Source organism: Brevundimonas sp. UBA7507, assembly GCF_002478355.1.
Classification (GTDB): Bacteria; Pseudomonadota; Alphaproteobacteria; order Caulobacterales; family Caulobacteraceae; genus Brevundimonas; species Brevundimonas diminuta_D.
Genome location: NZ_DLNP01000017.1, coordinates 177,562 through 200,517 on the forward strand (window position 1 = coordinate 177,562; position 22,956 = coordinate 200,517).

The following is a 22,956-nucleotide window of genomic DNA, read 5'->3' on the forward strand; positions in this document are numbered from 1 at the left end:
CGTAGTCGGGGCGGGTGATGTGTACGCCCATATAGGCGTAGGGCGCGCTGGCCGCCTCGCCCCGGAAGGTCAGGGCGCCGTCATCGGCCAGGAAGAAGTCGCCGTCGCCCTCGAAGCCGATGGAGCCTTCGCGTCGGGCCAGCAGCAGGGCGGCGTCCATGCGTTCGGGATCCCATAGGCGGATCAGGTCGCCTAGAGCGTCGCCCCGGTCGATCCAGACGCTGTCGATGTTGGCGACGAAGACGGGAGCATCGCCCAGCAGGGGGCGGGCCTTCTTCAGCCCGCCGCCGGTTTCCAGCAGTCCGGCGCGCTCGTCGGAGATGCGGATCGTCGGGCGTGTGCGGGCGGCCAGATGGCTTTCCAGCCGATCGGCGAACCAGTGGACGTTGACCACGGTGTCGGTCACGCCAGCCTCGACCAGGCGGTCGAGAACGTGATCGATCAGCGCCTTGCCGCCGACCTCGACCAGGGCCTTCGGCCGGTCGTCGGTGAGCGGGCGCATCCGCGTGCCGAGCCCGGCGGCGAGAACCATGGCGGTTGTGGGGGCGGTCATGCGCGTTCTCCGATCCTTCTCCCCTCGTGGGAGAAGGTGTCATGCGGAGCATGACGGATGAGGGGGCAGGCGGCGGGCGCTCGGTCGGATAGTAAGGGCGAGACCGGCGGAACCCGCCCCCTCATCCGAGCCGCTGCGCGGCCCACCTTCTCCCACGAGGGGAGAAGGAAGAGCGCGGTCGTCTTCATCGGCGCGCATCCTCCGGCACATGGCGGTTCATCCAGGCGGCGACGGCGTCGAGGCCCGGCGCCTTCAGATTGGCGTTCAGGTGCGCCCACATCCGGGGCATGAAGGCGGCGTAGCGAGGCTTGCCGTCGCGGGCGATCAGGCGGGCGAAGACGCCCAGGATGCGCGCCTCGTTCAGGGCGGCCAGACCGGCGTAGGACGCCATGAAGGCCTCGCGGTCGGTCTCGGGGCGAAGGGCGAAATAGTGGTCGAGCGCCAAGGCCTCCAGTTCGGGCGCTACGTCACGGCGGGCGTCCTGCAGCAGGGAGTGCAGATCCCACGACGGGTGCGCCTTCACCGCGTCCTGGAAGTCGATCATCCCGACCGAGGCGGCGCCGGTCCTGCCGCCCAGCCGGATCAGGTTCTCGGCGTGATAGTCGCGGTGGGCCATGACGGCCGCGCCCGCCTCGCCCGCCGCCGTGATCGGCGCCCAGGCTTTGCGCCACTCGGCGACGGCGGCCTCGTCGAAGCTCAGCGCGGGCAGCAGTTTCGGCAACCATTCGACGAACAGGTCGGCCCCGCCCTGCAGCGCCGTCTGGTCATAGGCCAGCAGGGGCCAGTCGCCCGCTGCGCCGGTCAGCGTCTCGGGCGTCGGGGCAGCGTGCAGGACGGCGAGAGCCTCGACGGCGGCGCGATAGAGGGGTGCGGGGTCGGCGCCGTCCTCGATGACGCGGGCGAACAGGGCGTCGCCGAAATCCTCGATCACGGCCAGGCCGTTGGGGGCGTCGACGGCGACGATCTCGGGCGCGGACAAGCGCAGCGACTTCAGGTGGGCGGCGACAGCGGCGAAGGCCTCGATGCGTCCGGCGGACAGGCGGGCGACGGCGTTCCAGCCGTGGGCGTGGCGCTGTTCCGGCGTCCACGACGGATCGCAGGGCCGGCTTTCGGCGGCGGGGGCCTGATCCATCAGCATCAGGGAGGCGCCCGAGGGCGTGGTCAGCCGCTCGTAACGCCGCGTCGAGGCGTCGCCGGGCAGGGGCGCGCGGACGGCCCCGGCCAGCCCGGCCGAGCGCAGAAAATCGAGACGGAGGGCTTCGCGGTCAGACATGGAGTTCCTTCAGTTTGGCTTCCCACAAGCCTGCGCCGGAAACGGTCGCAACTCTTCCAGAGAGGCCCCTATCGCCGCCCTCGCGGAGGGCGGCTGCTTGAGGGGCGGGTTCCGAGATTTCGATGATCAGCCGGTCGGGGCCGAGCATCCGGCCGGGATCGTCGCCCAGACGTTCGGGCCATTCGATTAGGGCGCAGCCCTCGTCCAGCGCCTCGTCCAGACCGATCTCGAAGGCTTCTTCGGGGCGGCTGAGGCGATAGAGGTCGAAATGGGCGATCGCCGGATCGCTCTCGTAGAACTGGACCAGGGTGAAGGTCGGCGACGGCACGTCCTCGTCGGGGCGCGTCAGGGCGCGGATCAGGCCGCGCGCCAGCGTCGACTTGCCCATGCCCAGCGGGCCGTAGAGCAGAACGGCCTCGCCTGGTTCCAGCAGGGGGGCGATGGCTTCGCCGAGGCGGGTGGTGGCGTCGGCGTCGGGAAGGTCGAAAGTCGTCATGCGGAGGGCATCAGGCGAAGGTCGCGTCCGGATCGGCGGCCAGGGTCCGCTCGACGAAGGTTTTCAGTTTCAGGGTGGCGGCCTGGGCGTCGACGTCCAGGGCCAGCGGCGGGATGGGACGGCCGACGATCAGGTCGAAGGCGCGGCCCTTCTTGTTCAGCAACTCGTGGAAGAGGGTGATGTCGCGCAACTCCTGCGACACCTTGTCGAACAGGTGGAACAGGCGGCTGCTCGGACCGGCGACGTGGATCGGGATCACCGGCGCCTCATATTTGCGGGCCAGCGAAGCGGCGGTGGCGGCCCAGTCGGGGTCGGTCAGCAGGCCGTCCGCACCGACGCGGGCCAGGCGTCCGGCCGGGAACATGACGACGCAGCGTTCGGCCTCGAACGCCTCTTTCGCCGCCTGGAGGGTGGCGCGGGTCTTCTCGCGGGTGCGCTTGGCCGTGACCCATTCGACGGGGACGACGGTCTCCGACAGGCGCGGCGAGACGCGCAGGGCGTCGGCGTTGGCGAAATAGATCAGGTCGTTGCGCACCGTGCGCAGGGCGTCATGCACGGCCAGGCCGTCGGCGATGCCGGTCGGATGATTGCACACCACCAGACAGCGGCCAGACGCAGGCAGGCGGTCCAGATGCGCCGTCCGCACCGTCAGCTCCAGCAGGCCGGAAACGTAGTCCAGCGCCTGTCGTCCGGCCATGGGGCCGATGGCGTCGGCCATGCGCCGCGCCTTGGCGTAGTCGAGCAGGCCGTAGAGGGCGGGCCGCGCCAAAGGCCAGGCGGCCGATCCCGTCAGCCGGGGCGCGCGCTCGGCGATCAGGACGTCGACAATGTGCGGAGCCGGACTCATCGCCTGCTTGTCGCCGAGGCGGCGGCGGCGGGCAAGCGCCATCCAGCTTGGCTAGGACCGGATCGCCGCCTATGCAGAAAGCCTGACCATTCTTTGGGGGAGTGTAGCGTAATGACCCGATCACACTGGATGACGGCTGCGGCCGTCCAGATGCTGTTGCTGGCGGGGGGGCTGGTCGCGACGCCGGTTCTGGCCCAGGAAGCGCCGGCCGCAGCGGTTGCGCCGGCTCAGGCCGAGGCCTCGGATCGCCTCGGGCTGAAGGATCTGGCGATGATGGAGCGGGTCAGCGATCCGCGCGTCTCGCCCGACAGACGCCGCGTCATCTACGCCGTGACCACCACAGACTGGGCCGGCAACAAGAACCAAACCGGCCTGTGGATGGCCGAGGTCGACGGCGCGACGGCGCCGCGTCGCCTGCCGATCTCCGACGGCGGCGTCTCGGGCGCACGCTGGGCGCCGGACGGACAGTCGATCTACTTCCTGTCGTCGCGCGGCGGATCGAACCAGGTGTGGCGGACGGACCGCGAGGGCATGGCGGCGGCCCAGGTGACGACCCTGCCGGTGTCCCTGTCGGGCTTCCGCTTCACGCCGGACGGCAAGGCCCTGGTGCTGGGCGTGTCGGTCTATACGGACTGCGAGACCCTGGACTGCACAAAGGATCGCCTGGCCGAGCGGGCCAAGTCGACCCAGCAGCTCTATGACCGGATGCCGCTGCGCGTGTTCGACCGCTGGGCCGACGGACGCCAGAGCCACATCTTCCTGCAGCCGCTGAACGGCTCGGGCTTCGCCGAGGGCCAGCCGCGCGACCTGACCGCCGGGTTAGACGCTGACGTCAGCGTCGGCGAGGGCGGGCTGACGATCGCGCGCGACGGGCGCGCCTTCATCTATGCGGCGCGCAAGCAGGCGGACCGCGCCGCCTTCACCAACGACAGCGACCTGTATCGCCTGAGCCTGGACGGCGGTCCCGCCGTCAACCTCACCCCGGACCACTCGGGGCCGGACGGGGCGCCCGCCCTGTCGCCCGACGGACGCCGTCTGGCCTGGCTGGCGGCCCCGCGCGAGAACGTCGGCGGCGATCAGCCGGTGGTCATGATGGCCGATGCGAACGGCGCGAACGCCCGCGCCCTGACCAATTGGGATCGCGGTCCCAGCGGCCTGGCCTGGCGCTCGGACGGCCGGGCGCTCTATGTGACGGCCGCCGACGAGGGCCAGAACCGCCTGTTCGAGATCGACGCCCGCAGCGGCGCGGTGAAGGCCCTGACCGACATCGGCTCGGTCGGCGATTTCGACGAGGTCGGCGGCGTTCTGGCCTATGCCCATGAGAGCTTCACGGCCCCGACGCAGGTCTTCATCGCCCGGAACGGCCAGACCGCGCGCCAGGCCACCCAGCACAACGCCGAGCTGTTGGCCCGCATCGACCTGCCGCGTCCCGAGGAGATCCGCTTCCCCGGCTGGAATAACGAGACGGCGCACGGCTGGGTGTTCAAGCCCGCAGGCTTCGTCGAGGGCCGCAAATATCCGGCCGTCTATCTGATCCATGGCGGGCCCAAGTCGCCCTGGACCGAGAGCTGGTCCTACCGCTGGAATCCGCAGGTCTATACGGCGGCGGGCTATGCCGTGGTGATGGTCAACTTCCATGGCTCGCCGGGCTACGGTCAGGCCTTCACCGACGCCATCAACGACCACTGGGGCGATCGGCCGCTGGAAGACCTGCAGAAGGGCTGGCAGGCGGCGCTGGCGGCCAATCCGTGGATCGACGTGGAGCGCGCCTGCGCGCTCGGCGCCTCCTACGGCGGCTATATGGTCAATATGATCGCGGGCCGGTGGAACGAGCCGTGGCGCTGCCTGGTCAACCACGCCGGGGTGTTCGACGTGCCTCAGCTGATGAACGCCATGGACATCTCGACCTTCATCCATGAGTTCGGCGGCGCGACCTGGGACCGCAAGGCCGTCTATGACGAACACAATCCCGAGACCTATGCGGGCGACTGGAAGAAGCCGATGCTGGTGCTGCACGGCTCCAAGGACTTCCGCGTGCCGATGGAGCAGGGGCTGGCGACCTTCTCGGCCCTGCAACGGCTGAACATCCCCAGCCGCTTCGTCCATGTGCCGGACGAGAACCATTGGGTGCTGAAGCCCCAGACCTGGGTCGAGTGGCAGCAGGAGATCCTGGACTGGACGGCCGACTGGACGAAGGAAGGTCAGCAAACGGCCCCTTGATCAGGAGGCTTTGCGGGCGGCGCGCGGCGGTGTTAGGCCTTCGGCCAGACTTCACATCCGCATGAGGAGCGCCTGAATGCGCCGCCTGCCCCATCTCCTGTCCGGCCTCAGCGCCGCCGCCCTGCTGACCGCCACGGCCTTGCCGGCCCTGGCCGAAGGGGCGCCCGCCGCCCCAGCCGCGGCGACGGCCCCAGCGACGACCCAGGCCCGCGCCGCCTTCACCTATCAGGACATGATCTCGGCCAACCGACTGGGCGACCCCCAGGTGTCGCCGGACGGCGAGTGGGTGGTCTATGCCCTGACCCAGACGGACGTGGCCGCCAACAAGCGCTCCAGCGCCCTCTACATCCTGGGCCTGAAGGGCGAGGCGCAGCCGCAGAAGCTGGCCATCTCTGAAGGCGGCGCCAACACCGCCCGCTGGGGCGCCGACGGCAAGCTGTATTTCCTGTCGGGCCGGTCGGGCTCGAGCCAGGTCTGGGTCTCGGCCGACAAGGGCGCGACGGCGACGCAGGTCACGGCCCTGCCGACCGACGTCAAGGCCTATCGCATCAACGCAGCGGGCGATGCGGTGGCCGTTTCGCTGGCCGTCTATCCCGACGCGGCGGACCTGAACGCCTCGGTCGCGCGCGGCAAGACCGAGGCCGAGCGCAAGTCCACCGGCCAAGTCTATGACCGCATGTTCGTGCGTCACTGGGACACGTGGAACGACCACACCCAGAACCACCTCTTCGTCCAGTCGATCGGCGCTGACGGCAAGGCGGGCGGCGAGCCGGTCTGGGTGACCAAGGGCTTTGACGGCGACACCCCGTCCAAGCCGTTCGGCGACGAGAGCGAGTTCACCTTCGCCCCTGACGGGCGGTCGCTGGTCTTCTCGGCGCGCAAGGCCGGGAACAGCGAGCCGTGGAGCACCAACTTCGACCTCTACAGCGTCGCCGTCTCGGCGCCCGGCCAACTGACCAATCTGACCGAGGCCAACCCGGCCTGGGACACCGGCCCGGTCTTCTCGCCGGACGGTCAGACCCTGGCCTACCGCGCCATGGCCCGTCCGGGCTTCGAGGCCGACAAATATTCGATCTTCCTGCGCGACGTCGCCACCGGCCAGACGCGCCAGATCGCGGCCAACTGGGATCGCTCGGCCGATACGCTGCAATGGTCGAAGGACGGGAACACCCTCTATACGACGGCGGGCGACGTCGGTCAGACCCGCCTGTTCGCCATCGACGCGCGCAACGGGGTGGTGACGCCGCTGACGGGCGAAGGCCACGTCGGCGCCTTCCAGCAGACGCCCTCAGGCTTCGTCATGGCGGTCGACACCCTGACCTCGCCCAGCGACCTGTTCTTCAAGACCTATCGCGGCCGTGAAATGCCGCGCCGCCTGACGAACGTGAACCCGCAGCTGGCGAACAAGGCCTTCGGCGAGGCCGAACAGTTCAGCTTCCCCGGCTGGAACGACGAGACGGTCCACGGCTACGTCATCAAGCCCGCCAACTACGTCGAGGGCCAGAAATACCCGGTCGCCTTCCTGATCCACGGCGGGCCGCAGGGCTCGTTCGGCAACGGCTGGTCCTACCGCTGGAACCCCGAGACCTATGCGGGCGCGGGCTATGCGGTGGTGATGATCGATTTCCACGGCTCGACCGGATACGGCCAAGAGTTCACCGACGCCATCAGCCAGCACTGGGGCGACCGCCCGCTGGAAGACCTGCAGAAGGGCTGGGCCTTCGCCCAGTCGAAGTACGGCTTCCTGGACGGCGACAACGCCTGCGCCCTGGGCGCCTCCTACGGCGGCTATATGATCAACTGGATCGCGGGCAACTGGCCGGGCGAGTTCAAATGCCTGGTCAACCATGACGGCGTCTTCGACACCTTCGGCATGGGCTACGGCACCGAGGAGCTGTGGTTCACCGAGTGGGAATACGGCGGCACGCCGTGGGAGAATCCGGAGGGCTATCAGAAGTTCAACCCGGCCAACCATGTGCAGAACTGGCGCGACCCGATGCTGGTGATCCAGGGCGACCTCGATTTCCGCATCCCGACGTCTCAGGCCCTGTCGACCTTCACCGCCCTGCAACGGCGCGGGGTCGAGAGCCGCTTCGTCTTCTTCCCGGACGAGAACCACTGGGTGCTGAAGCCGGCCAACAGCCTGCAATGGCACAATGAGGTGTTCGGCTGGCTGGACAAGCATCTGGCCAAGTAAGGCTCGGCCTGACTTCGGGGCGCGGTTCGTCAGGGCCGCGCCCTTCGGCTTTCGGGGAGGCGGAATGACGAGACGAGGGCTTCTGGCGCCGCTGCTGGCGACCGTGGCGACCGCCGCCTGTGCGCCGTTGGTCGGCGAGGGCGTGGCGCCGGTTCCGCTGGGGCCGCCCGGCTGGCGCACGGCGCGCGCGGGCTATGGCGCCGATCCGCGTCAGAGCCTGCGTCTTTATCGCCCGGTGCGGGCGGAAGGCCTGCCGATCCTGGTCCTGCTGCCCGACGGCGCGCCCGACGCGGCGGACGAGCGGGCGGCGCGCGATCTGGCCGAGCGCGGCTTCGTCGTGGCCCTGGCCGACCGACGCGCGGCGCCGGGCAGTCCCTATCCGGCCTACATCGCCGATGCGGCGGCGGCGGTCGCCTGGGCGGCGCGGCGGGCGGATGATCTGGGCGGCGACGCGGGGCGGATCGGCGTGCTGGGCCAGGGCGAGGGCGGTTGCGCGGCGCTGATGCTGGCGCTGGATCGTCGCTATTTGGCGGCGGCCGGTGCGCCCGGCGCGGTGCGCGCGGCGGCGGCCCTGGGCGCCCCGCAGCGGCCGGACGCGACCTTCACCGACCCGTCCGCCTATGGCGGCGCCCCCGACGCAGCGCCGGTCTGGCGCGGAGCGGCGGGCGATATGGCGGGCGCAGTCGCCTTCCTGCGCGTGGCGCTGGGCTAGGTCTTGGCGGTCAACTGTCGTGTCAGCGTGTTTCCCCCGTCTCGCCAAGGTCACGGTTTTCCGCTAGAGGAAGCCATGACAGACAAGATGACCCCCCAGGCGGCGCTGGACCGCCTCGAAACCCTCTACAATCAATCCGTCGCCAACCTGCGCACCGCAGTGAAGCGTTTTCTCGAGACCGGCGAGCGCGCCGATCCCGAGGCTCGGGCCGCCGGCCTGTTCGCCTATCCCCGACTGACCATCAGCTGGTTCGGCGATCGCCCGCAGGATCTCGAGACGCGCGCCTTCGGCCGCCTGTCGCGCCCCGGCGTCTATACGACCACCGTCACCCGCCCCGACCTGTACCGCGCCTATCTGCTGGAGCAGCTGACGCTGCTGTCCGATGAATACGGCGCCCGGATCACGGTCGAGCCGTCGGAACAGGAAATCCCCTTCCCCTATGTGCTGGACGGTTCCGGCGTGGTGCTGGACAGCTCCATGACGGCGGCCATCGCCCGCTGGTTCCCGACCACGGACCTGGCCCACATCGGCGATGAAATCTCGGACGGCCTGTTCGAGCCGGGCGAGGACTTTCCCCTGGCCCAGTTCGACGGCCTGCGCACCGACTTCTCGCTGGCCCGCCTGCGTCACTACACCGGCACGCCGGTCGAGGACGTGCAGAGCTTCATCCTGTTCACCAACTACCACCGCTACGTCGACGAGTTCGTGCGCTGGGCCACAGCCCAGATCGCCGATCCCGACAGCCCCTATGAAAGCCTGTCCTGCGCCGGTGGCGTGGTGGTGACCAGCGCCACCGACAACCCCGAGGCGGCCATTATGGACGCCGCCTGGCGCAAGCATCAGATGCCCGCCTATCACCTGACGCGGCCGGACGGTCAGGGCATCACCCTGGTCAACATCGGCGTCGGGCCGTCCAACGCCAAGACCATCTGCGACCACCTGGCGGTCATGCGGCCGCACGCCTGGATGATGATCGGCCACTGCGGCGGCCTGCGCGGCAGCCAGACCATCGGCGACTATGTGCTGGCCCACGCTTACTTGCGCGACGACCATGTGCTGGACGCCGTCCTGCCCGCCGACATTCCGATCCCCAACATCGCCGAGGTGCAGCGCGCCCTCTACGACGCCACCAAGCTGGTCTCGGGCGCGCCGGGCGAAGAGGTGAAGAAGCGGCTGCGCACCGGCACCGTGGTCACCACCGACGACCGCAACTGGGAGCTGCGTTATTCCAAGTCGGCCCTGCGCTTCAACCAGAGCCGCGCCGTCGCCATCGACATGGAAAGCGCCACCATCGCGGCCCAGGGCTATCGCTTCCGCGTGCCCTACGGGACGCTGTTGTGCGTCTCGGACAAGCCGCTGCACGGCGAGATCAAGCTGCCGGGCCAGGCCAATCGCTTCTATGAGGGCTCGATCTCCGAGCATTTGCAGATCGGCATTCAGGCGGTGGACCTGCTGCGGGCTGAAGGCGCTCGCCTGCACTCCCGCAAGCTGCGCGCCTTCGATGAGCCGCCGTTTAGGTAAGAGGGCGCTATCGCCCGCGACGCGGTCGCGGACTGCTTGAGCGCGGCCTCTCCCTCCCCTTGATGGCTAGGGAGAGGCGCTCGGCTTCAGTTTTTCCTGAAGAGGTAGAGGCCGAAGCCGAAGAAGGGCGCGCCGAAGTCGAACATCATCTTGATGCGGTTCGCCGTGGCGGCGACGGTCGGCGCATCGTCATGATCAGGATGGGCGTCTAGCCAGTCGGCGACCGCCGTCTCCATGGCGGTGCGATAGGCTGCCCATTCGGCGTCGCCGCTGATTTGGGCCGAGACGACCTCCAGACCGGCCTCGCGTGCGGCGGCCTGCCATTCCTCGTGGCTGACGTAATAACCGGAGGTCTCGACCAGTTGGCGCAGGGGCGCGGGCGGTTCGCTCTTCCAGAACAGGTCGCCTCACAACAGGGCGCCGCCCGGCGCCAGGCGCTCGGCCAGGGCTGGAGAAGACCAAGGCGGGTTCGCGCAGCCCCTTGCCGGCGGGTTCCGTCGAACCGATGGCGACGATCAGGTCCAGCGGCGCATGCTTCGCGAGTGCAGCGGCGGAGGTCTCGCGCCGCACCGTGATCCGGTCCATGAGGCCCGCTTGCGCGATACGTACTGCGGCTCCCTCAGCCATGATCGGGTCCAGCTCCACCGCCGTCACGCGGGCGCCGAAGACGCGGGCCAGGTGCATGGAGATCTCGCCATAGGCGCAACCGATGTCCATGACCGTCGCGTCGGAGTTCAGCCCGGCGCGTGCGGCCGTCGCCTCTAGTCGTTCCATCGACAGGGCGTTGCAGATGGCGAGAGGTTGATAGGCGATGTGATGAAAGGCGACGCGCATGACCAAGGTCTAGGACGCGCCGCGTTGCGCGTCTCAAAGAAAGAACTTTACATCATAAAGTTCTTAGCTCATTCTTGCTTCACCAGGCAGGGAGAGACGCCATGACACGAGACCAGGTTCAATCCGTTCACGACGACATCGCCTATATGAAGGCGCTCGCCCAGGAAGGGCGGCGCGCGCCGCTTCTGGCGGGCCCTATCATGGTCGCGGCGGCCATTGTCTTTGGCCTAGCCAGCATTGCTCAGTGGTTGGTGGTTTCCGGGGTCATTGACGTCACGCCCTGGGCGCAGTTCTGGATCTGGATCGTGGCGGCGATCATCTTCACCCTCGACCTGATCTTTCTGCTCAACCGGATGAAGGCTAAACCGGGCTATAGCTCTGTCGGCAATCGCGCCGTGGGGGCGGCGTGGACCGGCGTGGGCGTCGGCATTTTCGTCACATGGCTCGCCTTGATGGTGATCGGGTTCAAGACCGGGGACTGGTTCCTGATGAACCTCATGCCGACGATCGTGGTGGTCGCCTATGGGTCAGCCTGGATGGTTGCGGCCTTGATGTCTCAGGCGCGCTGGATGATGAGCGTCGCCTTGGCGTCTTATGTAGGGGCTGTGGTCCTGGCCTGGTTCGCTGGCGATCAGGTCATCTATCTGGTGCACGCCGCCCTGCTGCTGCTGGTCGCCTTGGTCCCGGGTCTGATCCTGATGCGCCAGGAACCGGCGGAGGTGGTCTGACATGACCGCTACGGAAGCCGTGACCGATACAGGCGACGATTTCGACATCGGCCGCATCGACGAGGTGATCCACGGCCGGGTGCGCCTGGGGATCATGGCCTATCTGTCCGGGGTGGAGAGCGCCGACTTCGGCGAGCTGAAGGCGCGGCTGCAGACGACGGACGGCAATCTGTCGGTGCATTTGCGCAAGCTGGAGGAGGCGGGATTCGTCGCCGTGTCCAAGAGTTTCCAGGGCCGCAAGCCCCTGACGCGGGCCAGCATGACGGAGGCGGGGCGCGACGCCTTCCTCGCCTATCTGGACGCCATGTCGGCCCTGGTCGCGGGGCGTTAGCCCGGACTGGCGTGCGCCGTCGAACAGTCTAAGAAAGGCGGTCATGAGCGACCGCCTTTCGCCGTTCGAGGCCATCGACAACTTCCGCGACTATGGCGGTTACGCCGTGGACGACCGCCTGCTGGCGCGCGGGCGGCTCTATCGCGCGGCGCATCAGGCGCGGGCGACGGCGGCGGACGTGGCGCGGCTGGAAGCGCTGGGACTGTCGGCCGTGGTCGATCTGCGTCGGCCCAGCGAGCGCCGGGCCCAGCCTTCGCGCCGTCCGGTCGGCTGGTCCGGGAGGCTGATCGAAAGCGACCATGACGACGGCGGCGAGGCGCCGCACCTGACCTTTCTGAAGACCGCCGACCTGACCGAGGCGTCAGGCCGCGCCTTCATGATCGAGACCTATCGCCGCCTGCCGTTCGAGGCGGCCCATGTCGACCTGTTCGGGCGCTACTTCCGCCTGCTGGCCGAGGTCGAGGGCCCGGTGCTGATCCACTGCGCGGCGGGCAAGGACCGGACCGGCCTGCTGGCGGCCCTGACCCACAGCCTGCTGGGCGTGGCCCATGACGACCTGATGGCGGACTATCTGGCGACCAATCAGGCCGTGGATCTGGACGGCCGGGCGGAAGAGGTCGCGCGCAGGCTGACCGCCATGACCGGCCGCACGGCGTCGCACGGGGCGGTGGTCGCCTTCCTGGGCGTCGAGGCGGCCTATCTGGACGAGGCCTTCGGCGCCATGCGCGCGCACAGCGGCTCGGTCAGCGCCTATCTGGAGCGCGTTCTGGGCGTGGATGCGTCGCTGGCCGACCGCATCCGGGCGCGGTTGGCGCCGTGAGCGGCTTGCCTGTTCGCCATGTCGAGACGCGCCCGTGGCGCGATCCCCTGGCGGCGGCGGCGGGGGTGAACCGTCGCGCGGGCGCCCTCGCCCTGCTGGCCGGGGCGGGCGATGCGCGGGCGCACGGCGGACGCTGGTCCTTCGTGGCCTGCGAGCCGGATCAGGTGTTCGTCGGCCGCGTGGATGATGGGGCGCTGTTCCAGCGCCTGCGTGAGCCCGCCTATGCAGACGGCGGGGTCGTGGGGCTGATGAGTTATGACGCCGGGGCGCGGCCTGCAACCGGCGAGCGGGGGGGCGACTGGCCGGACCTGATGCTGGCCCGCTATCCGGCCCTGCTGGCCTTCGACCACCAAGACCGACAGGTGCGGGCGATCGGGCGCGGGGCGGACGTCGAGGCGGCGCGCCTTGAGGCGCAGCGCGCGGCGACCTGGCTAGAGACGGCGGCCTCGGCGGACACGCCCGCGCCGCCCTGTGACGGCGTGATCGAAGAGGGCTCGGGCGCAGCCTATGAGGCGGCGGTGGCCGATGTGGTCGCGCGCATCGGCGCCGGAGAGCTGTTCCAGGCCAATATCGCGCGCGCCTGGATCGGGCGGCTGCAGCCGGGGCGTGATCCTTTCGAGGTCTTCCTGCGGCTGTCGGCGGGGCGCGGCGCGGCCTACGGCGCCTTCTGGCGGCTGGGCGAGCGGGTGCTGGTGTCCAACTCGCCGGAACTGTTCCTGACCTTTGACGACGAGAGCGGCCGCATCGAGACCCGGCCGATCAAGGGCACCCGCGCGCGCGACCCCGACCCGGCGCGCGACGCGGCCCTGGCGGCGGAGTTGGTCGACAGCGTCAAGGACCGGGCCGAGAACCTGATGATCGTCGATCTGATGCGCAACGACATGGCACGGGCGGCGCGGCCCGGCTCGGTCAAGGTCGAGCGCCTGTTCGAGCTGGAGAGCCATCCGACGGTGCATCATCTGGTCTCGACGGTGAACGCCCAGGCGGCGAAGGGCGTCGGCCCGGCCGAGGTCATGGAGGCCGCCTTCCCGCCCGGCTCCATCACCGGCGCGCCCAAGCATCAGGCCATGAAGGTGATCGCGGGCCACGAGCCGCCGCGCGGGCCGTGGTGCGGCTCCCTGTTCGGCTGGTGGCTGGGCGAGGAGGCGCGGCTGACCGCCTCCGTCCTGATCCGCACGGCGGCGTTCAAGCGTGGTGCGGACGGCTGGCGCTGGCGCGCCCTGGCCGGGGCGGGGATCGTCGCCGACAGCGATCCCCGCGCCGAACGGCTGGAGACCGAGGCCAAGTTCCGCGCCTTGAAGGAGGCTCTGGTCGGCCTCGATTAGCAGTCGGTGCAGGCGATCCGATCCGTCGTGCGCGGCCGCAGATAATAGTTCCGCTGAAAGGCGATGCCGTCGGGAATCATCTGGCCGAAGGCGGACACATAACCGTAGTTCGTCTCGCCCAGGATCACCGTCTGACCGTCCGTGATCAGGTCGGGCGGTAGGTCGGTGATGGGATCGTCCCGCTTGCGGGCGGGCAGGATGTCGGCGCCGTCGGCGTCCTTGGCGCTTTTGGCGTGGCTCCATTCGACCGTGGCGACGCCGCGCGCATCGACGGTGACGCTCGAGACGCGGATCGACAGGGTGTCGGCGGAAAAGGGCCGCATGATCATGTCGCCGATCTGGAAGGTGCTCTCCAGATCGGCGATGTTGGTGCCGCCGGACTGGGCCACCAGGTCCGCGACCATGGAGGCGACGTGGCTGGCGCGACGCTCGGCCATATAGCCTTGGCTGAACTCGATCAGGCCGAAGTAGATCATGATCATCACGGGGGCGATCAGGGCGAACTCGACCGCCGAGACCCCGCGCCGGTCCCGCAACAGGCGGCGCAGCAGCCCGATGTTCGCGGCGCGCCTCATTGATAGGGCTCGTTGCGGAAGGCCAGGGTGGTGGTCAGCATCACGCGATGATCGGTGGTGCGCGACACGGCCTGAGCGATGAAGGGTGTGACGATGGGGTGTTCATACCAGACGCGCACCAGCACCCGGTCGCCGGGATCGCCCGGCATATAGGTCAGGACGCTGGGGTCGAAGACGCCCGTTTTCAAAGGGTCGGCGTCCGGCGGGGTCGAGAAGCCGTCGACCACGCGGATGTCGATGAAGGCGCGGCTGGGGCAGTCGGCGGCGAAGACGCTCATCTTGGCGCACAGGCGCTCCTTGATGTCTCCAATCTCCAATTGCTGTTCCTGAGCCAGACCTGTGCGGATCTGTCGCCCGGCGTCGGAGACGGCCGTTTCGACCAGGGCGTCGACCAGCAGCATCAGGCCGATCTCCAATATGCCGAACAGCAGGATGAAGAAAGGGAAGGCCACGAGGGCGAACTCCACGGCGGTGGAGCCCTCGCGACGACGCCGACGATGCATCAGGCCCAGCTCCCGGCGCATGGGATCAGGGGGCCGTGGACGGGCGGGCGGCGGCGGGCGCGCAGCGGGCTCCGCAGGCGATTTCCACCGCTTCACCGCCGCGCCAGACGCGCACCGAGCCGGTTTCGCCGGGGCTGACGGCCACCTGGCGCTGGAACAGCGGGCGGCCCAGGGAGTCGACGGCGATGATCTCGGTCAGGCCGTAGCTCTTGCCGGTGATGAACAGGGTGCGGGCGTCGGTGACGGTGACGTCGGCGATGCGCGGATTGGCCACGATCACCGATCCGGCCGGGGCGCGAAGCCGCACTTGCGTCGCCTGGTCCAGCTTGACGTCGAGCGGGCGCTCTTGCGCGAAGGCGGGCATGGCGAGGGCGAGCATTGCGGCCAGGCCGGCGAGAAGAGAAGCTGGGCGCATGGCGGGGCCTCCGTGAGGATCAGAACGGGCGCGCGCGAGCGCCGCACGCGAAACTGACGGCCAAAGGTCAAGAAACCCTGAAATTCGAGATCGCCTGGGATGGGAGGGCCGAATTCTAGTAAACGAGAAAGTAACCATCAATATTGCGCGAGAACGTCGAGATTTTACCCACTCTTAAGGGGCGGCGGCGCATTGTCTCCATGCAAACGGGGGTCAAGCGGGCAAAACCGACGACCCTGATAGTGGGTCATCTGCTCGTTATTGAAAGAAGGAAAACACAATATGCGCAACTTCATCACGCGCTTCGCCAAAGACGAATCGGGCGCCACGGCCATCGAATACGGCCTGATCGCTGCTCTGATCGCTGTGGCGATCATCGGGGCTGTGACTCTTCTGGGTGACAATCTCGCCACCACGTTCAACAACCTCGCCGGAAACCTTGGCGGTGAAGTTGGTAACCCGGAAGCGGCGCCTGCGCCCTAAGGGTCGCTTGAGATCTTTGATCTTAATGCCAAGGGCCGGAGCACTATGCTCCGGCCCTTATGCTGCGTGCATGGTGGTGTAGAAACTAGAGCTTAAGACATGTGGTCGCATAAACGACTTATGTCTGAATTCATGCGCTTCCTGCTCGCAACCTTGCCGATCTTTGCGGTCGTTGCCGCGTTGCATGATCTGACGACGATGAAGATTCCGAACTGGATTTCGGGGGTGCTGATCATCGCCTTCTTCCCGGCGGCCTTTGCCTCGGGTCTGCCGCTGAGCGTCGTCGGTGTTTCGGTTGGGCTGGCGATCTCCGCTCTCGTAGTCGGCATGGGCATGTTTGCGGCGAATTGGATCGGCGGCGGCGACGCCAAGCTGCTGGCCGCCTCCATGCTGTGGATGGGCGTTTCGGGCGCCTTGCCCTTCATTCTCTATACAGCGCTGGCTGGCGGCGGTTTCTGTCTGCTGCTGATGACGGCGCGCAGCCGTCTGCCTTTCTTCGCCCAGAGCGGACCAGGCTGGGTCATGCGGCTGATGCAGCCCAAGGGCGACATTCCCTATGGGGTCGCCATCGCCATCGGCGCCCTGCTGGCCTATCCGTCCAGTCCGCTGATGACGGCCTACATCGCCGGCTGATGACGTCGTTCGTCAAGGGCGGCCCAGCTTAGGGGCGCGTTAACCATGACGGGCCATTATCCCTGAAAGGCAGGGGGCGGATCATCCGGGTTCGCGCGATCGCGTCTGCCGGAGACACTGGATGAAACCCGCCAAGATCGCCGTCATCTGTATCGCCGCCCTCGCGGCCGTCGGTCTGGCGCTGGTCGTGCGCGCCATGGGGTCGTCGGGGCAGCCGACGGCCACCGCCACCGCCGCCGTCGAGACGCGGCCCATGGCCAGGGTGCTGGTCGCCGCGCGCGATCTGGAGCCGGGCCGACGTCTGGTCGATGCGGATCTGAGCTGGAAAGACTGGCCGGTCGACGAACTCAATCCTCTCTTCATCACCGACGGCCCGCCGCCGCCGTCCAAGGCCGAGGGCGCCGCCGCCGAGAACGCGGCCGTCGAAGGCTCTGGCGACGCCAAGAGCGCCACGGTGGACAAGGCTATGAAGGCCGTCGCCGAACTGAACACGCCGGGCTCCAAGTCGGACTATATCGGCGCCGTGGTGCGCGAACCCATTCTGGCCGGAGAGCCCCTGGTGGCGCGTAAGATCGTGCGCGCCGGGGACAGCGGCTATATGGCCGCCTATCTGGAGCCGGGCATGCGGGCCATGGCGATCCGCGTGACGGTCGAGACGGCCGCGGGCGGCTTCATCCTGCCCGGCGACCGTGTGGACGTGCTGCTGACGCGCGAGGTCAAGGGCTCGGGCGACGACGGCGGGACCAGATATTCGGCCGCCACGGTGATGCGGAACGTCAAGGTTCTGGCCATCGACCAGAGCACCCGCGCCGCTGAGGACGAACAGGCGGTCGTCGGCGCCACGGCGACTCTGGAGCTGACGGGTCGCGACGCTGAGGTTCTGGCCCTCGCCAAGTCCGAGGGCGAGCTGTCGCTGGTGTTGCGCTCCTATGCCGATACGGCCGGGCCGTCGGGCCATGTGCCGGGCGCGGTGCGCGGGCGGGCGGCGGGCGGCGGTTCGGTCGTGCGCGTCTATCGCGAGGGTCAGGCCGAAACGGTGGCGGTGCCATGAAGACGGGACTATCGGGCATGAATCGTTTCGCTGTCGCCGCCTGCGCCGCCCTGGTTGCCCTAGGCGGCTCTGCGGCGTCGGACGGCGCCCGCGCCCAGACGCGCGCCGCCATCACCGCAGGCTCGGGCCCGCAGATGGTCAACCTGCCGCGCGGAACCTCCTTCGCCGTCGACCTGCCGGCGGATGCGCGCGACGTCATCATCTCCAATCCGGCCGTGGCCGAAGCCATGCTGCATTCGCCGCGCCGGATCACCATGATCGGCCTGGCGGGCGGCGAGACGGACGCGGTCTTTCTGGACGCGAGCGGGCGCACCATTCTGGCGCTGCGCGTGCGCGTGGACGCGGGCGTCAGCGCGCTACAGGACACCCTGGCGCGTGTGGCGCCGGGCTCGAACGTGCGCGCCGAGGCGGTCAACGACAGCATCATCCTGACCGGCGTGGCGGCCAGCCCGCTGGAAGCCGAACGCGCCGCCCAGGTGGCCCGCGCCTTTGTCAGCGCGCCGGAAAAGGTCATGAACATGATCGCCGTCGCCGGATCGGATCAGGTGACGCTGAAGGTGCGCGTGGTCGAGGTGCAGCGTTCAGTCCTGAAGCAGCTGGGCGTCTCGACGGACATTCTTCGCAACAACGGCATCCATTCCTACGGCTTCGGTCGCGCCTCCAGCTATGGGGTGAACGGCGTGCAGGGCGGCGGCGGAACTCTTTGCTACGGCCAGAACGGCGTACGGACCACGAACCATTCGCAGACGGTCGAGGCGGTGCAGGGCCAGACGAGCGGCACGAACGCCTCCACCAATGCATCGCGCAACATCACGACTAACACCAACATCGGCGGCAACCCGTCCACCACCATCACCGATGTTCTCAGTGCGGCCGTAGGCGCAACGGAGTCTACGTCTCTCAGCAACGTCCTCAGCAACGTCGCCTCTACCGCATGGAAGACAGCGACCGGCACGGAAGCCAACGCCTGTCTGGAAGCGTTTGAACGGGTCGGTCTGATGCGGACCCTGGCTGAGCCCAACCTGACGTCGGTCAATGGCGAGGCTGCGAATTTCCTGGCGGGCGGCGAGTTTCCGGTGCCCGCGGGACGGGATCGCGAAGGGCAGATTTCGGTCGAGTACAAACCCTACGGCGTCGGTCTGGCCTTCCGGCCGGTCGTCTTGTCGGAAGGGCGCATCAGCTTGCAGGTCAAGGTCGAGGTGTCGGAGCTGACGCCTAGCGGCGGCCTGACGATCGGCGCGGGCACGCCCTCCTCGATCACCCTGCCGGGCCTGACGGTGCGACGCAGTGAGAACACCATCGAAATTCCGTCCGGCGGGTCGATGATGATCGCTGGATTGCTGCAGGAATCGACGCGCCAATCCGTGGACTCCCTTCCGGGCGCAACCAATCTGCCGGTGCTGGGACAGCTGTTCAGGTCGCGCGACTATCTCATGGGCGAGACCGAGCTGGTGGTCATCGTCGAGCCCTACATCGTCAACCCGACCTCGCCGGATCGGATGCAGACGCCCGCCGACGGCCTGCGCATCGCCCAGGACGCCCAGACCATCTTCTTCGGCCAGTTGAACCAGGTCTACGGCTCGCCCGCTCCGGCGGCGCAGCCGGGCGCCGGATGGCGCGGCCCTGTCGGCTATGTGATCGAGTGAGCGCCATGATCCGCACCGTCTCCGTCTCCGCCGCCGTTCTGAGCCTGAGCCTGGCGCTGTCGGCCTGCGTCGGCGGCCCGGCCAGTTTGGGCGGCGAGCCGCCGCTGACCCCCACCTCGCGCTTCAGCCTGCAGGTAGAACCTGGCCTGGATCGCATCGCCCTGGCCGTGCACGAGACGGGCCTGTCCGCCAATCAACGCGCGGCGCTGGACGCCCTGGTCGGGCGTTTCGCCATGGAGGGCGCGCCGGTGCTGGTGATCGAAGCCCCTGCGGGCGGCGATCCCGTGGCAGCTCAGGCGGCCTGGGACGTCAAGACGGCGTTCGAGGCGGCGGGCGTGCCGGGCGAGCGCATCCAACTGGTCGGCTACGCCGCGCCGGACCCCAGGGCGCCGGTGCTGGTCGGCTTTGAAACGGTGCGCGCAGTCGTGCCTCAGTGCGGAACCCAGTGGGGCAATCTGGGCCGCACCGGCGACAACCAGTCGGCTTCCAACTTCGGCTGCGCCGTCACCGCCAATCTGGCCGCCCAGATCGCCGATCCGCGCGACATCATCGCCCCGCGCGCCATGATCCCGGCCGATTCCGGTCGTCGCTCGGTGGTGTTCGACGCCTATCGCAAGGGCGAACAGACCTCCGCCCAGCGCGAGACCCTGTTGTCGCAGACCAAGATTTCACAGGCTGTGCAATGACGACGGCGCCCAAGCCCTTCCCGTCTCAGGATTTCGACGCCCTGGACGGCTTCGATCTTGATGATGAGTTCATGGACCTGCACCCGACGGGCGCGCTCGCGCCTGCGGGCATGGGGCAGGCGCCTGACCCCTTTGACCCGGTCGGGCGGATGCGGTCGGAAACCGAGACTGCGATGAACGCTTCGGCCCCTTCCCCCGCCGTCGCGCCGCCCGTGGCGGCGGCCATGCCTGCGCTCGAGACGTCGACGGCGCTGACGATGGGCGGGTCGGCCTCGGTCGAGGTGTCGATCCCGCGCATCGGGGTGCACATCTTCGCCGAGCGCCAGGACACGGCCGCCGCCGCCGAGCGCGCGGGCCAGGACCGCCGCATGGCGCGCGCCACGACCCAGATCCGCCTCGGCGGCGTCCAGGCGGCGATCGAGGCCTATCAGGCCGAGCCGACGCCGCCTCTGATCATCGTCGAGAGCCTGAAGGCGCCGCAGGATCTGCTGGCCGAGATCGACCAGCTGGCCCAGGTCTGCGACGCGGGCACCAAGGTCGTCATCATCGGAGCGACCAACGACATCCTGCTGTTCCGCGAGCTGATGCGGCGGGGCGTCAGCGAATATCTGGTGGCGCCGGTTCACCCGCTGCAACTGATCGCCGCCATCGGGGGCCTGTTCGCCGACCCGGCCCAGCCCTTCGTCGGCCGGACCATCGCCTTCGTCGGCGCGCGCGGCGGGGCGGGGGCCTCGGCCGTGGCGCACAACACCGCCTATGCGATGAGCGAGCGGATCGGCGTCAACACCGTCATCGTCGACTATGATCTGCCGTTCGGCACGGCGGGGCTGGACTTCAACCAGGACCCCTTGAACGGGGTGGCCGACGCCCTGAACCAGCCGGATCGCCTGGACGCCACCCTGCTGGACCGGATGATGGTCCGCTGCACCGACAAGCTGAGCCTGTTCGCCGCGCCCGCGACGCTGGAGACCGACTGGGACATCGGCGCCGAGGCCTTCGAGGAGGTCACCACCCGCATCCGGGCGACCGCGCCCTTCGTGGTGCTGGACCTGCCGCACCTGTGGTCGGGCTGGATGCGCCGGGCGCTGATCGCGGCCGACGAGGTGGTGGTCGTGGCGACGCCGGACCTGGCCTCGCTGCGCAACGCCAAGAACATGATCGACCTGATCAAGCAGGGACGCCCCAACGACGCCCCGCCGCGCCTGGTGCTGAACCAGGTGGGCATGCCGGGGCGGCCCGAGATTCCGGCCAAGGATTTCGGCGCGGCCCTGGGCGTCCATCCCAGCCTCAGCATTCCCTTCGACGCCAAGGTGTTCGGCGCGGCCGCCAACAACGGTCAGATGATCGTCGACGCCGCCGCCAAGACCAAGGCGGCCGAGGCCTTCGAGACCCTGGCCCAGATCGTCTCGCGCCGAGAGCTGCCGGCCGCGACGACGCGTGCGCCGGGCCGCGCCAAGCAGGCGGCCAAGGGCGGCGGCTCGCTGCTCGGCTCCCTGTTCAGCAAGAAGTCCTGAGGCCGTGTTCGGCAAGCGGACAGCACAGCCGGGTCTGGCTCCCGCCCCGCCCCGCCCCGCCCCGGCCCCCGCGCCGGAGGCGCCGGCGCGCCGCGCGCCCGAGCCGGTGGACGGTTTCTCGGCCGAAGATCTTGATCCTCTGGCGCCGCCGTCCGTCGCCGGCGCGCCGCGCAGCGATCGGCTGGACGCCCTGGACGGATTGCTCGGCCGCAAGCCTGAGCCTGCGTCGAGCGCCTCTCCGAGTGCGGGGCCTCGCGCCACGCCGGGCCTGGAGCAGCTGAAGAAGGCCCAGGCCGTCGCAGAGATCGTGCGCGAGCAGAGCGACTATTATCATGCGACGAAGACCACCATCTTCAACGCCCTGATGAACACCATCGACCTGGCCCAGCTGGCGCAGCTGGATCAGAAGGCGGCGTCCGAGGAGATCCGCGACATCGTCGCTGAACTGGTGGCGATCAAGAACGTCTCCATGTCGGTGGCCGAACAGGAGCACCTGGTTCAGGACATCCTGAACGACGTGCTGGGCTATGGGCCGCTGGAGCCGCTGCTGGCGCGCGACGACATCGCCGACATCATGGTCAACGGCGCCGGTCGGGTCTTCATCGAGGTCGGCGGCAAGGTTCAGCTGACCAATGTCCGCTTTCGCGACAACGGCCAGCTGATGAACATCTGTCAGCGGATCGTGTCCCAGGTCGGCCGCCGCGTCGACGAGGCCAGCCCCATCTGCGACGCCCGCCTGCCCGACGGCAGCCGTGTCAACGTCATCGCCCCGCCGCTGGCCATCGACGGCCCGACGCTGACGATCCGCAAGTTCAAGAAGGACAAGCTGACGATGCGCAACCTGGTGGAGTACGCCTCCATCAGTCCCGAGGGCGCGCGCGTCCTGGGCGTCATCGGCGCATCGCGATGCAATCTGGTCATCTCGGGCGGCACGGGCTCGGGCAAGACGACCCTGCTGAACACCCTGACAGCCTTCATCGACCCGACCGAGCGCGTCATCACCTGCGAGGACGCCGCCGAACTGCAGCTGCAGCAGCCGCACGTCGTGCGTCTGGAGACCCGCCCGCCGAACCTGGAGGGTCAGGGCCAGATCACCATGCGCGATCTGGTGAAGAACTGTCTGCGGATGCGCCCCGAACGCATCATCGTCGGCGAGGTGCGCGGACCCGAGGCCTTCGACCTGCTGCAGGCCATGAACACCGGCCACGACGGTTCAATGGGCACCCTGCACGCCAACAGCCCGCGTGAGGCGATCAGCCGTCTGGAATCCATGATCACCATGGGCGGCTACGGCCTGCCGTCCAAGACCATCCGCGAGATGATCGTCGGCTCCATCGACGTCATCGTCCAGGCCGCGCGCCTGCGCGACGGCAGCCGCCGCATCACCCACATCACCGAGGTGGTGGGGCTGGAAGGCGACGTCATCGTCACCCAGGACCTGTTCGTCTACGACATCACCGGCGAGGACGCGCACGGCAAGATCACCGGGCGTCACCGTTCGACCGGCATCGCCCGTCCGCGCTTCTGGGACCGCGCCCGCTACTACGGGCTGGAACGCGAACTGGCCGAAGCCCTGGACGCGGCGGAGTAGGG

24 protein-coding genes are annotated in these 22,956 nt (G+C 68.7%); 15 read left to right on the forward strand and 9 right to left on the reverse strand.

Annotated elements, in window-relative coordinates; translation table 11 throughout:
• From B3D50_RS13020 to B3D50_RS13035, 4 genes are all read right to left on the reverse strand, one after another.
• The coding region (locus tag B3D50_RS13020) for a nucleotidyltransferase family protein (protein WP_286951755.1) at positions 1 to 553 on the reverse strand (553 nt) is incomplete at its 3' end.
• Between the two features lie 184 nt (positions 554 to 737).
• A complete protein-coding gene (amgK, locus tag B3D50_RS13025) occupies positions 738 to 1,826 on the reverse strand; it encodes an N-acetylmuramate/N-acetylglucosamine kinase AmgK (protein WP_286951758.1) in 1,089 nt (362 codons plus the stop codon).
• Positions 1,819 to 2,322: a tRNA (adenosine(37)-N6)-threonylcarbamoyltransferase complex ATPase subunit type 1 TsaE gene (gene tsaE, locus B3D50_RS13030; protein ID WP_286951761.1), complete on the reverse strand. Its 504-nt coding sequence runs from the start codon at positions 2,320 to 2,322 to the stop codon at positions 1,819 to 1,821. Before tsaE ends, amgK begins: the two co-directional genes overlap by 8 nt.
• 10 nt (positions 2,323 to 2,332) lie before the next feature.
• Positions 2,333 to 3,211, reverse strand: a complete 879-nt coding sequence (locus tag B3D50_RS13035) for a GNAT family N-acetyltransferase (RefSeq protein ID WP_286951764.1) — start codon at positions 3,209 to 3,211, stop codon at positions 2,333 to 2,335.
• Positions 3,212 to 3,280: 69 nt separating this feature from the next.
• Here B3D50_RS13035 and B3D50_RS13040 point away from each other — a divergent pair, with 69 nt between their 5' ends.
• The 4 genes from B3D50_RS13040 to B3D50_RS13055 all read left to right on the forward strand — a co-directional run bounded on the left by B3D50_RS13040 (position 3,281) and on the right by B3D50_RS13055 (position 9,819).
• On the forward strand, positions 3,281 to 5,389 hold the full coding sequence (locus tag B3D50_RS13040) for an alpha/beta hydrolase family protein (protein ID WP_286951766.1): 2,109 nt from the start codon (positions 3,281 to 3,283) through the stop codon (positions 5,387 to 5,389).
• A 76-nt stretch (positions 5,390 to 5,465) separates the two neighbouring features.
• Positions 5,466 to 7,586 carry an alpha/beta hydrolase family protein gene (locus B3D50_RS13045; RefSeq protein ID WP_286951769.1) on the forward strand — a complete coding sequence of 707 codons (2,121 nt, stop codon included), beginning with the start codon at positions 5,466 to 5,468 and terminating at the stop codon, positions 7,584 to 7,586.
• Positions 7,587 to 7,650: 64 nt separating this feature from the next.
• Positions 7,651 to 8,298 (forward strand): alpha/beta hydrolase fold domain-containing protein, encoded by a 648-nt coding sequence (locus B3D50_RS13050; protein ID WP_286951771.1) that lies wholly within the window; start codon positions 7,651 to 7,653, stop codon positions 8,296 to 8,298.
• Between the two features lie 75 nt (positions 8,299 to 8,373).
• On the forward strand, positions 8,374 to 9,819 hold the full coding sequence (locus B3D50_RS13055) for an AMP nucleosidase (protein WP_269296653.1): 1,446 nt from the start codon (positions 8,374 to 8,376) through the stop codon (positions 9,817 to 9,819).
• A gap of 86 nt (positions 9,820 to 9,905) precedes the next feature.
• Here B3D50_RS13055 and B3D50_RS13060 read toward each other — a convergent pair whose 3' ends face one another.
• Positions 9,906 to 10,055, reverse strand: coding sequence for a hypothetical protein (locus B3D50_RS13060; protein WP_286951774.1), 150 nt, complete (start codon positions 10,053 to 10,055; stop codon positions 9,906 to 9,908).
• A complete protein-coding gene (locus B3D50_RS15800; protein ID WP_409516092.1) occupies positions 10,015 to 10,653 on the reverse strand; it encodes an SAM-dependent methyltransferase in 639 nt (212 codons plus the stop codon). Before B3D50_RS15800 ends, B3D50_RS13060 begins: the two co-directional genes overlap by 41 nt.
• A gap of 146 nt (positions 10,654 to 10,799) precedes the next feature.
• On the opposite strand from B3D50_RS15800, the gene B3D50_RS13065 reads away from it, so the two are divergent.
• The 4 genes from B3D50_RS13065 (at position 10,800) to B3D50_RS13080 (ending at position 13,857) form a co-directional block, all read left to right on the forward strand.
• Entirely contained in the window at positions 10,800 to 11,381 is a 582-nt protein-coding gene (locus tag B3D50_RS13065; RefSeq protein ID WP_286951776.1) for a hypothetical protein, read from the forward strand.
• A 1-nt stretch (position 11,382) separates the two neighbouring features.
• Positions 11,383 to 11,712, forward strand: coding sequence for a winged helix-turn-helix domain-containing protein (locus B3D50_RS13070; RefSeq protein ID WP_286951777.1), 330 nt, complete (start codon positions 11,383 to 11,385; stop codon positions 11,710 to 11,712).
• A gap of 43 nt (positions 11,713 to 11,755) precedes the next feature.
• Entirely contained in the window at positions 11,756 to 12,532 is a 777-nt protein-coding gene (locus tag B3D50_RS13075; RefSeq protein WP_286951780.1) for a tyrosine-protein phosphatase, read from the forward strand.
• 248 nt (positions 12,533 to 12,780) lie between these two features.
• Positions 12,781 to 13,857: an anthranilate synthase component I family protein gene (locus B3D50_RS13080; protein WP_313414082.1), complete on the forward strand. Its 1,077-nt coding sequence runs from the start codon at positions 12,781 to 12,783 to the stop codon at positions 13,855 to 13,857.
• Here the strand turns inward: B3D50_RS13080 and B3D50_RS13085 are convergent.
• Genes B3D50_RS13085 through B3D50_RS13095 form a run of 3 tightly spaced genes read right to left on the reverse strand, consistent with a single transcriptional unit; the run spans position 13,854 to position 15,350 of the window.
• Positions 13,854 to 14,432, reverse strand: coding sequence for a TadE/TadG family type IV pilus assembly protein (locus B3D50_RS13085; protein ID WP_286951784.1), 579 nt, complete (start codon positions 14,430 to 14,432; stop codon positions 13,854 to 13,856). The genes B3D50_RS13080 and B3D50_RS13085 overlap by 4 nt on opposite strands.
• Positions 14,429 to 14,956 carry a TadE/TadG family type IV pilus assembly protein gene (locus B3D50_RS13090; protein WP_286951787.1) on the reverse strand — a complete coding sequence of 176 codons (528 nt, stop codon included), beginning with the start codon at positions 14,954 to 14,956 and terminating at the stop codon, positions 14,429 to 14,431. The genes B3D50_RS13085 and B3D50_RS13090 overlap by 4 nt, the downstream gene beginning before the upstream one ends.
• 4 nt (positions 14,957 to 14,960) lie before the next feature.
• Positions 14,961 to 15,350, reverse strand: a complete 390-nt coding sequence (locus tag B3D50_RS13095; protein ID WP_286951789.1) for a pilus assembly protein N-terminal domain-containing protein — start codon at positions 15,348 to 15,350, stop codon at positions 14,961 to 14,963.
• Between the two features lie 282 nt (positions 15,351 to 15,632).
• Between B3D50_RS13095 and B3D50_RS13100 the strand changes: the two genes are divergently transcribed.
• The 7 genes from B3D50_RS13100 (at position 15,633) to B3D50_RS13130 (ending at position 22,954) form a co-directional block, all read left to right on the forward strand.
• On the forward strand, positions 15,633 to 15,833 hold the full coding sequence (locus B3D50_RS13100; RefSeq protein WP_286951792.1) for a Flp family type IVb pilin: 201 nt from the start codon (positions 15,633 to 15,635) through the stop codon (positions 15,831 to 15,833).
• Positions 15,834 to 15,953: 120 nt separating this feature from the next.
• Positions 15,954 to 16,466, forward strand: coding sequence for an A24 family peptidase (locus B3D50_RS13105; protein WP_286951794.1), 513 nt, complete (start codon positions 15,954 to 15,956; stop codon positions 16,464 to 16,466).
• 121 nt (positions 16,467 to 16,587) lie between these two features.
• Positions 16,588 to 17,517: a Flp pilus assembly protein CpaB gene (gene cpaB / locus B3D50_RS13110; protein WP_286951795.1), complete on the forward strand. Its 930-nt coding sequence runs from the start codon at positions 16,588 to 16,590 to the stop codon at positions 17,515 to 17,517.
• Between the two features lie 17 nt (positions 17,518 to 17,534).
• Positions 17,535 to 19,163 carry a type II and III secretion system protein family protein gene (locus B3D50_RS13115; protein WP_286951797.1) on the forward strand — a complete coding sequence of 543 codons (1,629 nt, stop codon included), beginning with the start codon at positions 17,535 to 17,537 and terminating at the stop codon, positions 19,161 to 19,163.
• A gap of 5 nt (positions 19,164 to 19,168) precedes the next feature.
• Positions 19,169 to 19,849 carry a CpaD family pilus assembly protein gene (locus tag B3D50_RS13120; RefSeq protein WP_286951799.1) on the forward strand — a complete coding sequence of 227 codons (681 nt, stop codon included), beginning with the start codon at positions 19,169 to 19,171 and terminating at the stop codon, positions 19,847 to 19,849.
• On the forward strand, positions 19,846 to 21,363 hold the full coding sequence (locus B3D50_RS13125; protein ID WP_286951801.1) for an AAA family ATPase: 1,518 nt from the start codon (positions 19,846 to 19,848) through the stop codon (positions 21,361 to 21,363). Before B3D50_RS13120 ends, B3D50_RS13125 begins: the two co-directional genes overlap by 4 nt.
• A 4-nt stretch (positions 21,364 to 21,367) precedes the next feature.
• Entirely contained in the window at positions 21,368 to 22,954 is a 1,587-nt protein-coding gene (locus B3D50_RS13130; RefSeq protein ID WP_286951803.1) for a CpaF family protein, read from the forward strand.
• Positions 22,955 to 22,956: the final 2 nt, after the last annotated feature.

Excerpts from the sequence above, each read along its gene's own strand:
- amgK (WP_286951758.1), bottom strand. The coding sequence starts at position 1,826 with ATGTCTGACCGCGAAGCCCTCCGTCTCGATTTTCTGCGCTCGGCCGGG.
- tsaE (WP_286951761.1), bottom strand. The coding sequence starts at position 2,322 with ATGACGACTTTCGACCTTCCCGACGCCGACGCCACCACCCGCCTCGGC.
- B3D50_RS13035 (WP_286951764.1), bottom strand. The coding sequence starts at position 3,211 with ATGGCGCTTGCCCGCCGCCGCCGCCTCGGCGACAAGCAGGCGATGAGT.
- B3D50_RS13040 (WP_286951766.1), top strand. The coding sequence starts at position 3,281 with ATGACCCGATCACACTGGATGACGGCTGCGGCCGTCCAGATGCTGTTG.
- B3D50_RS13045 (WP_286951769.1), top strand. The coding sequence starts at position 5,466 with ATGCGCCGCCTGCCCCATCTCCTGTCCGGCCTCAGCGCCGCCGCCCTG.
- B3D50_RS13050 (WP_286951771.1), top strand. The coding sequence starts at position 7,651 with ATGACGAGACGAGGGCTTCTGGCGCCGCTGCTGGCGACCGTGGCGACC.
- B3D50_RS13055 (WP_269296653.1), top strand. The coding sequence starts at position 8,374 with ATGACAGACAAGATGACCCCCCAGGCGGCGCTGGACCGCCTCGAAACC.
- B3D50_RS13060 (WP_286951774.1), bottom strand. The coding sequence starts at position 10,055 with ATGGAGACGGCGGTCGCCGACTGGCTAGACGCCCATCCTGATCATGAC.
- B3D50_RS15800 (WP_409516092.1), bottom strand. The coding sequence starts at position 10,653 with ATGCGCGTCGCCTTTCATCACATCGCCTATCAACCTCTCGCCATCTGC.
- B3D50_RS13065 (WP_286951776.1), top strand. The coding sequence starts at position 10,800 with ATGAAGGCGCTCGCCCAGGAAGGGCGGCGCGCGCCGCTTCTGGCGGGC.
- B3D50_RS13070 (WP_286951777.1), top strand. The coding sequence starts at position 11,383 with ATGACCGCTACGGAAGCCGTGACCGATACAGGCGACGATTTCGACATC.
- B3D50_RS13075 (WP_286951780.1), top strand. The coding sequence starts at position 11,756 with ATGAGCGACCGCCTTTCGCCGTTCGAGGCCATCGACAACTTCCGCGAC.
- B3D50_RS13080 (WP_313414082.1), top strand. The coding sequence starts at position 12,781 with ATGAGTTATGACGCCGGGGCGCGGCCTGCAACCGGCGAGCGGGGGGGC.
- B3D50_RS13085 (WP_286951784.1), bottom strand. The coding sequence starts at position 14,432 with ATGAGGCGCGCCGCGAACATCGGGCTGCTGCGCCGCCTGTTGCGGGAC.
- B3D50_RS13090 (WP_286951787.1), bottom strand. The coding sequence starts at position 14,956 with ATGCGCCGGGAGCTGGGCCTGATGCATCGTCGGCGTCGTCGCGAGGGC.
- B3D50_RS13095 (WP_286951789.1), bottom strand. The coding sequence starts at position 15,350 with ATGCGCCCAGCTTCTCTTCTCGCCGGCCTGGCCGCAATGCTCGCCCTC.
- B3D50_RS13100 (WP_286951792.1), top strand. The coding sequence starts at position 15,633 with ATGCGCAACTTCATCACGCGCTTCGCCAAAGACGAATCGGGCGCCACG.
- B3D50_RS13105 (WP_286951794.1), top strand. The coding sequence starts at position 15,954 with ATGTCTGAATTCATGCGCTTCCTGCTCGCAACCTTGCCGATCTTTGCG.
- cpaB (WP_286951795.1), top strand. The coding sequence starts at position 16,588 with ATGAAACCCGCCAAGATCGCCGTCATCTGTATCGCCGCCCTCGCGGCC.
- B3D50_RS13115 (WP_286951797.1), top strand. The coding sequence starts at position 17,535 with ATGAATCGTTTCGCTGTCGCCGCCTGCGCCGCCCTGGTTGCCCTAGGC.
- B3D50_RS13120 (WP_286951799.1), top strand. The coding sequence starts at position 19,169 with ATGATCCGCACCGTCTCCGTCTCCGCCGCCGTTCTGAGCCTGAGCCTG.
- B3D50_RS13125 (WP_286951801.1), top strand. The coding sequence starts at position 19,846 with ATGACGACGGCGCCCAAGCCCTTCCCGTCTCAGGATTTCGACGCCCTG.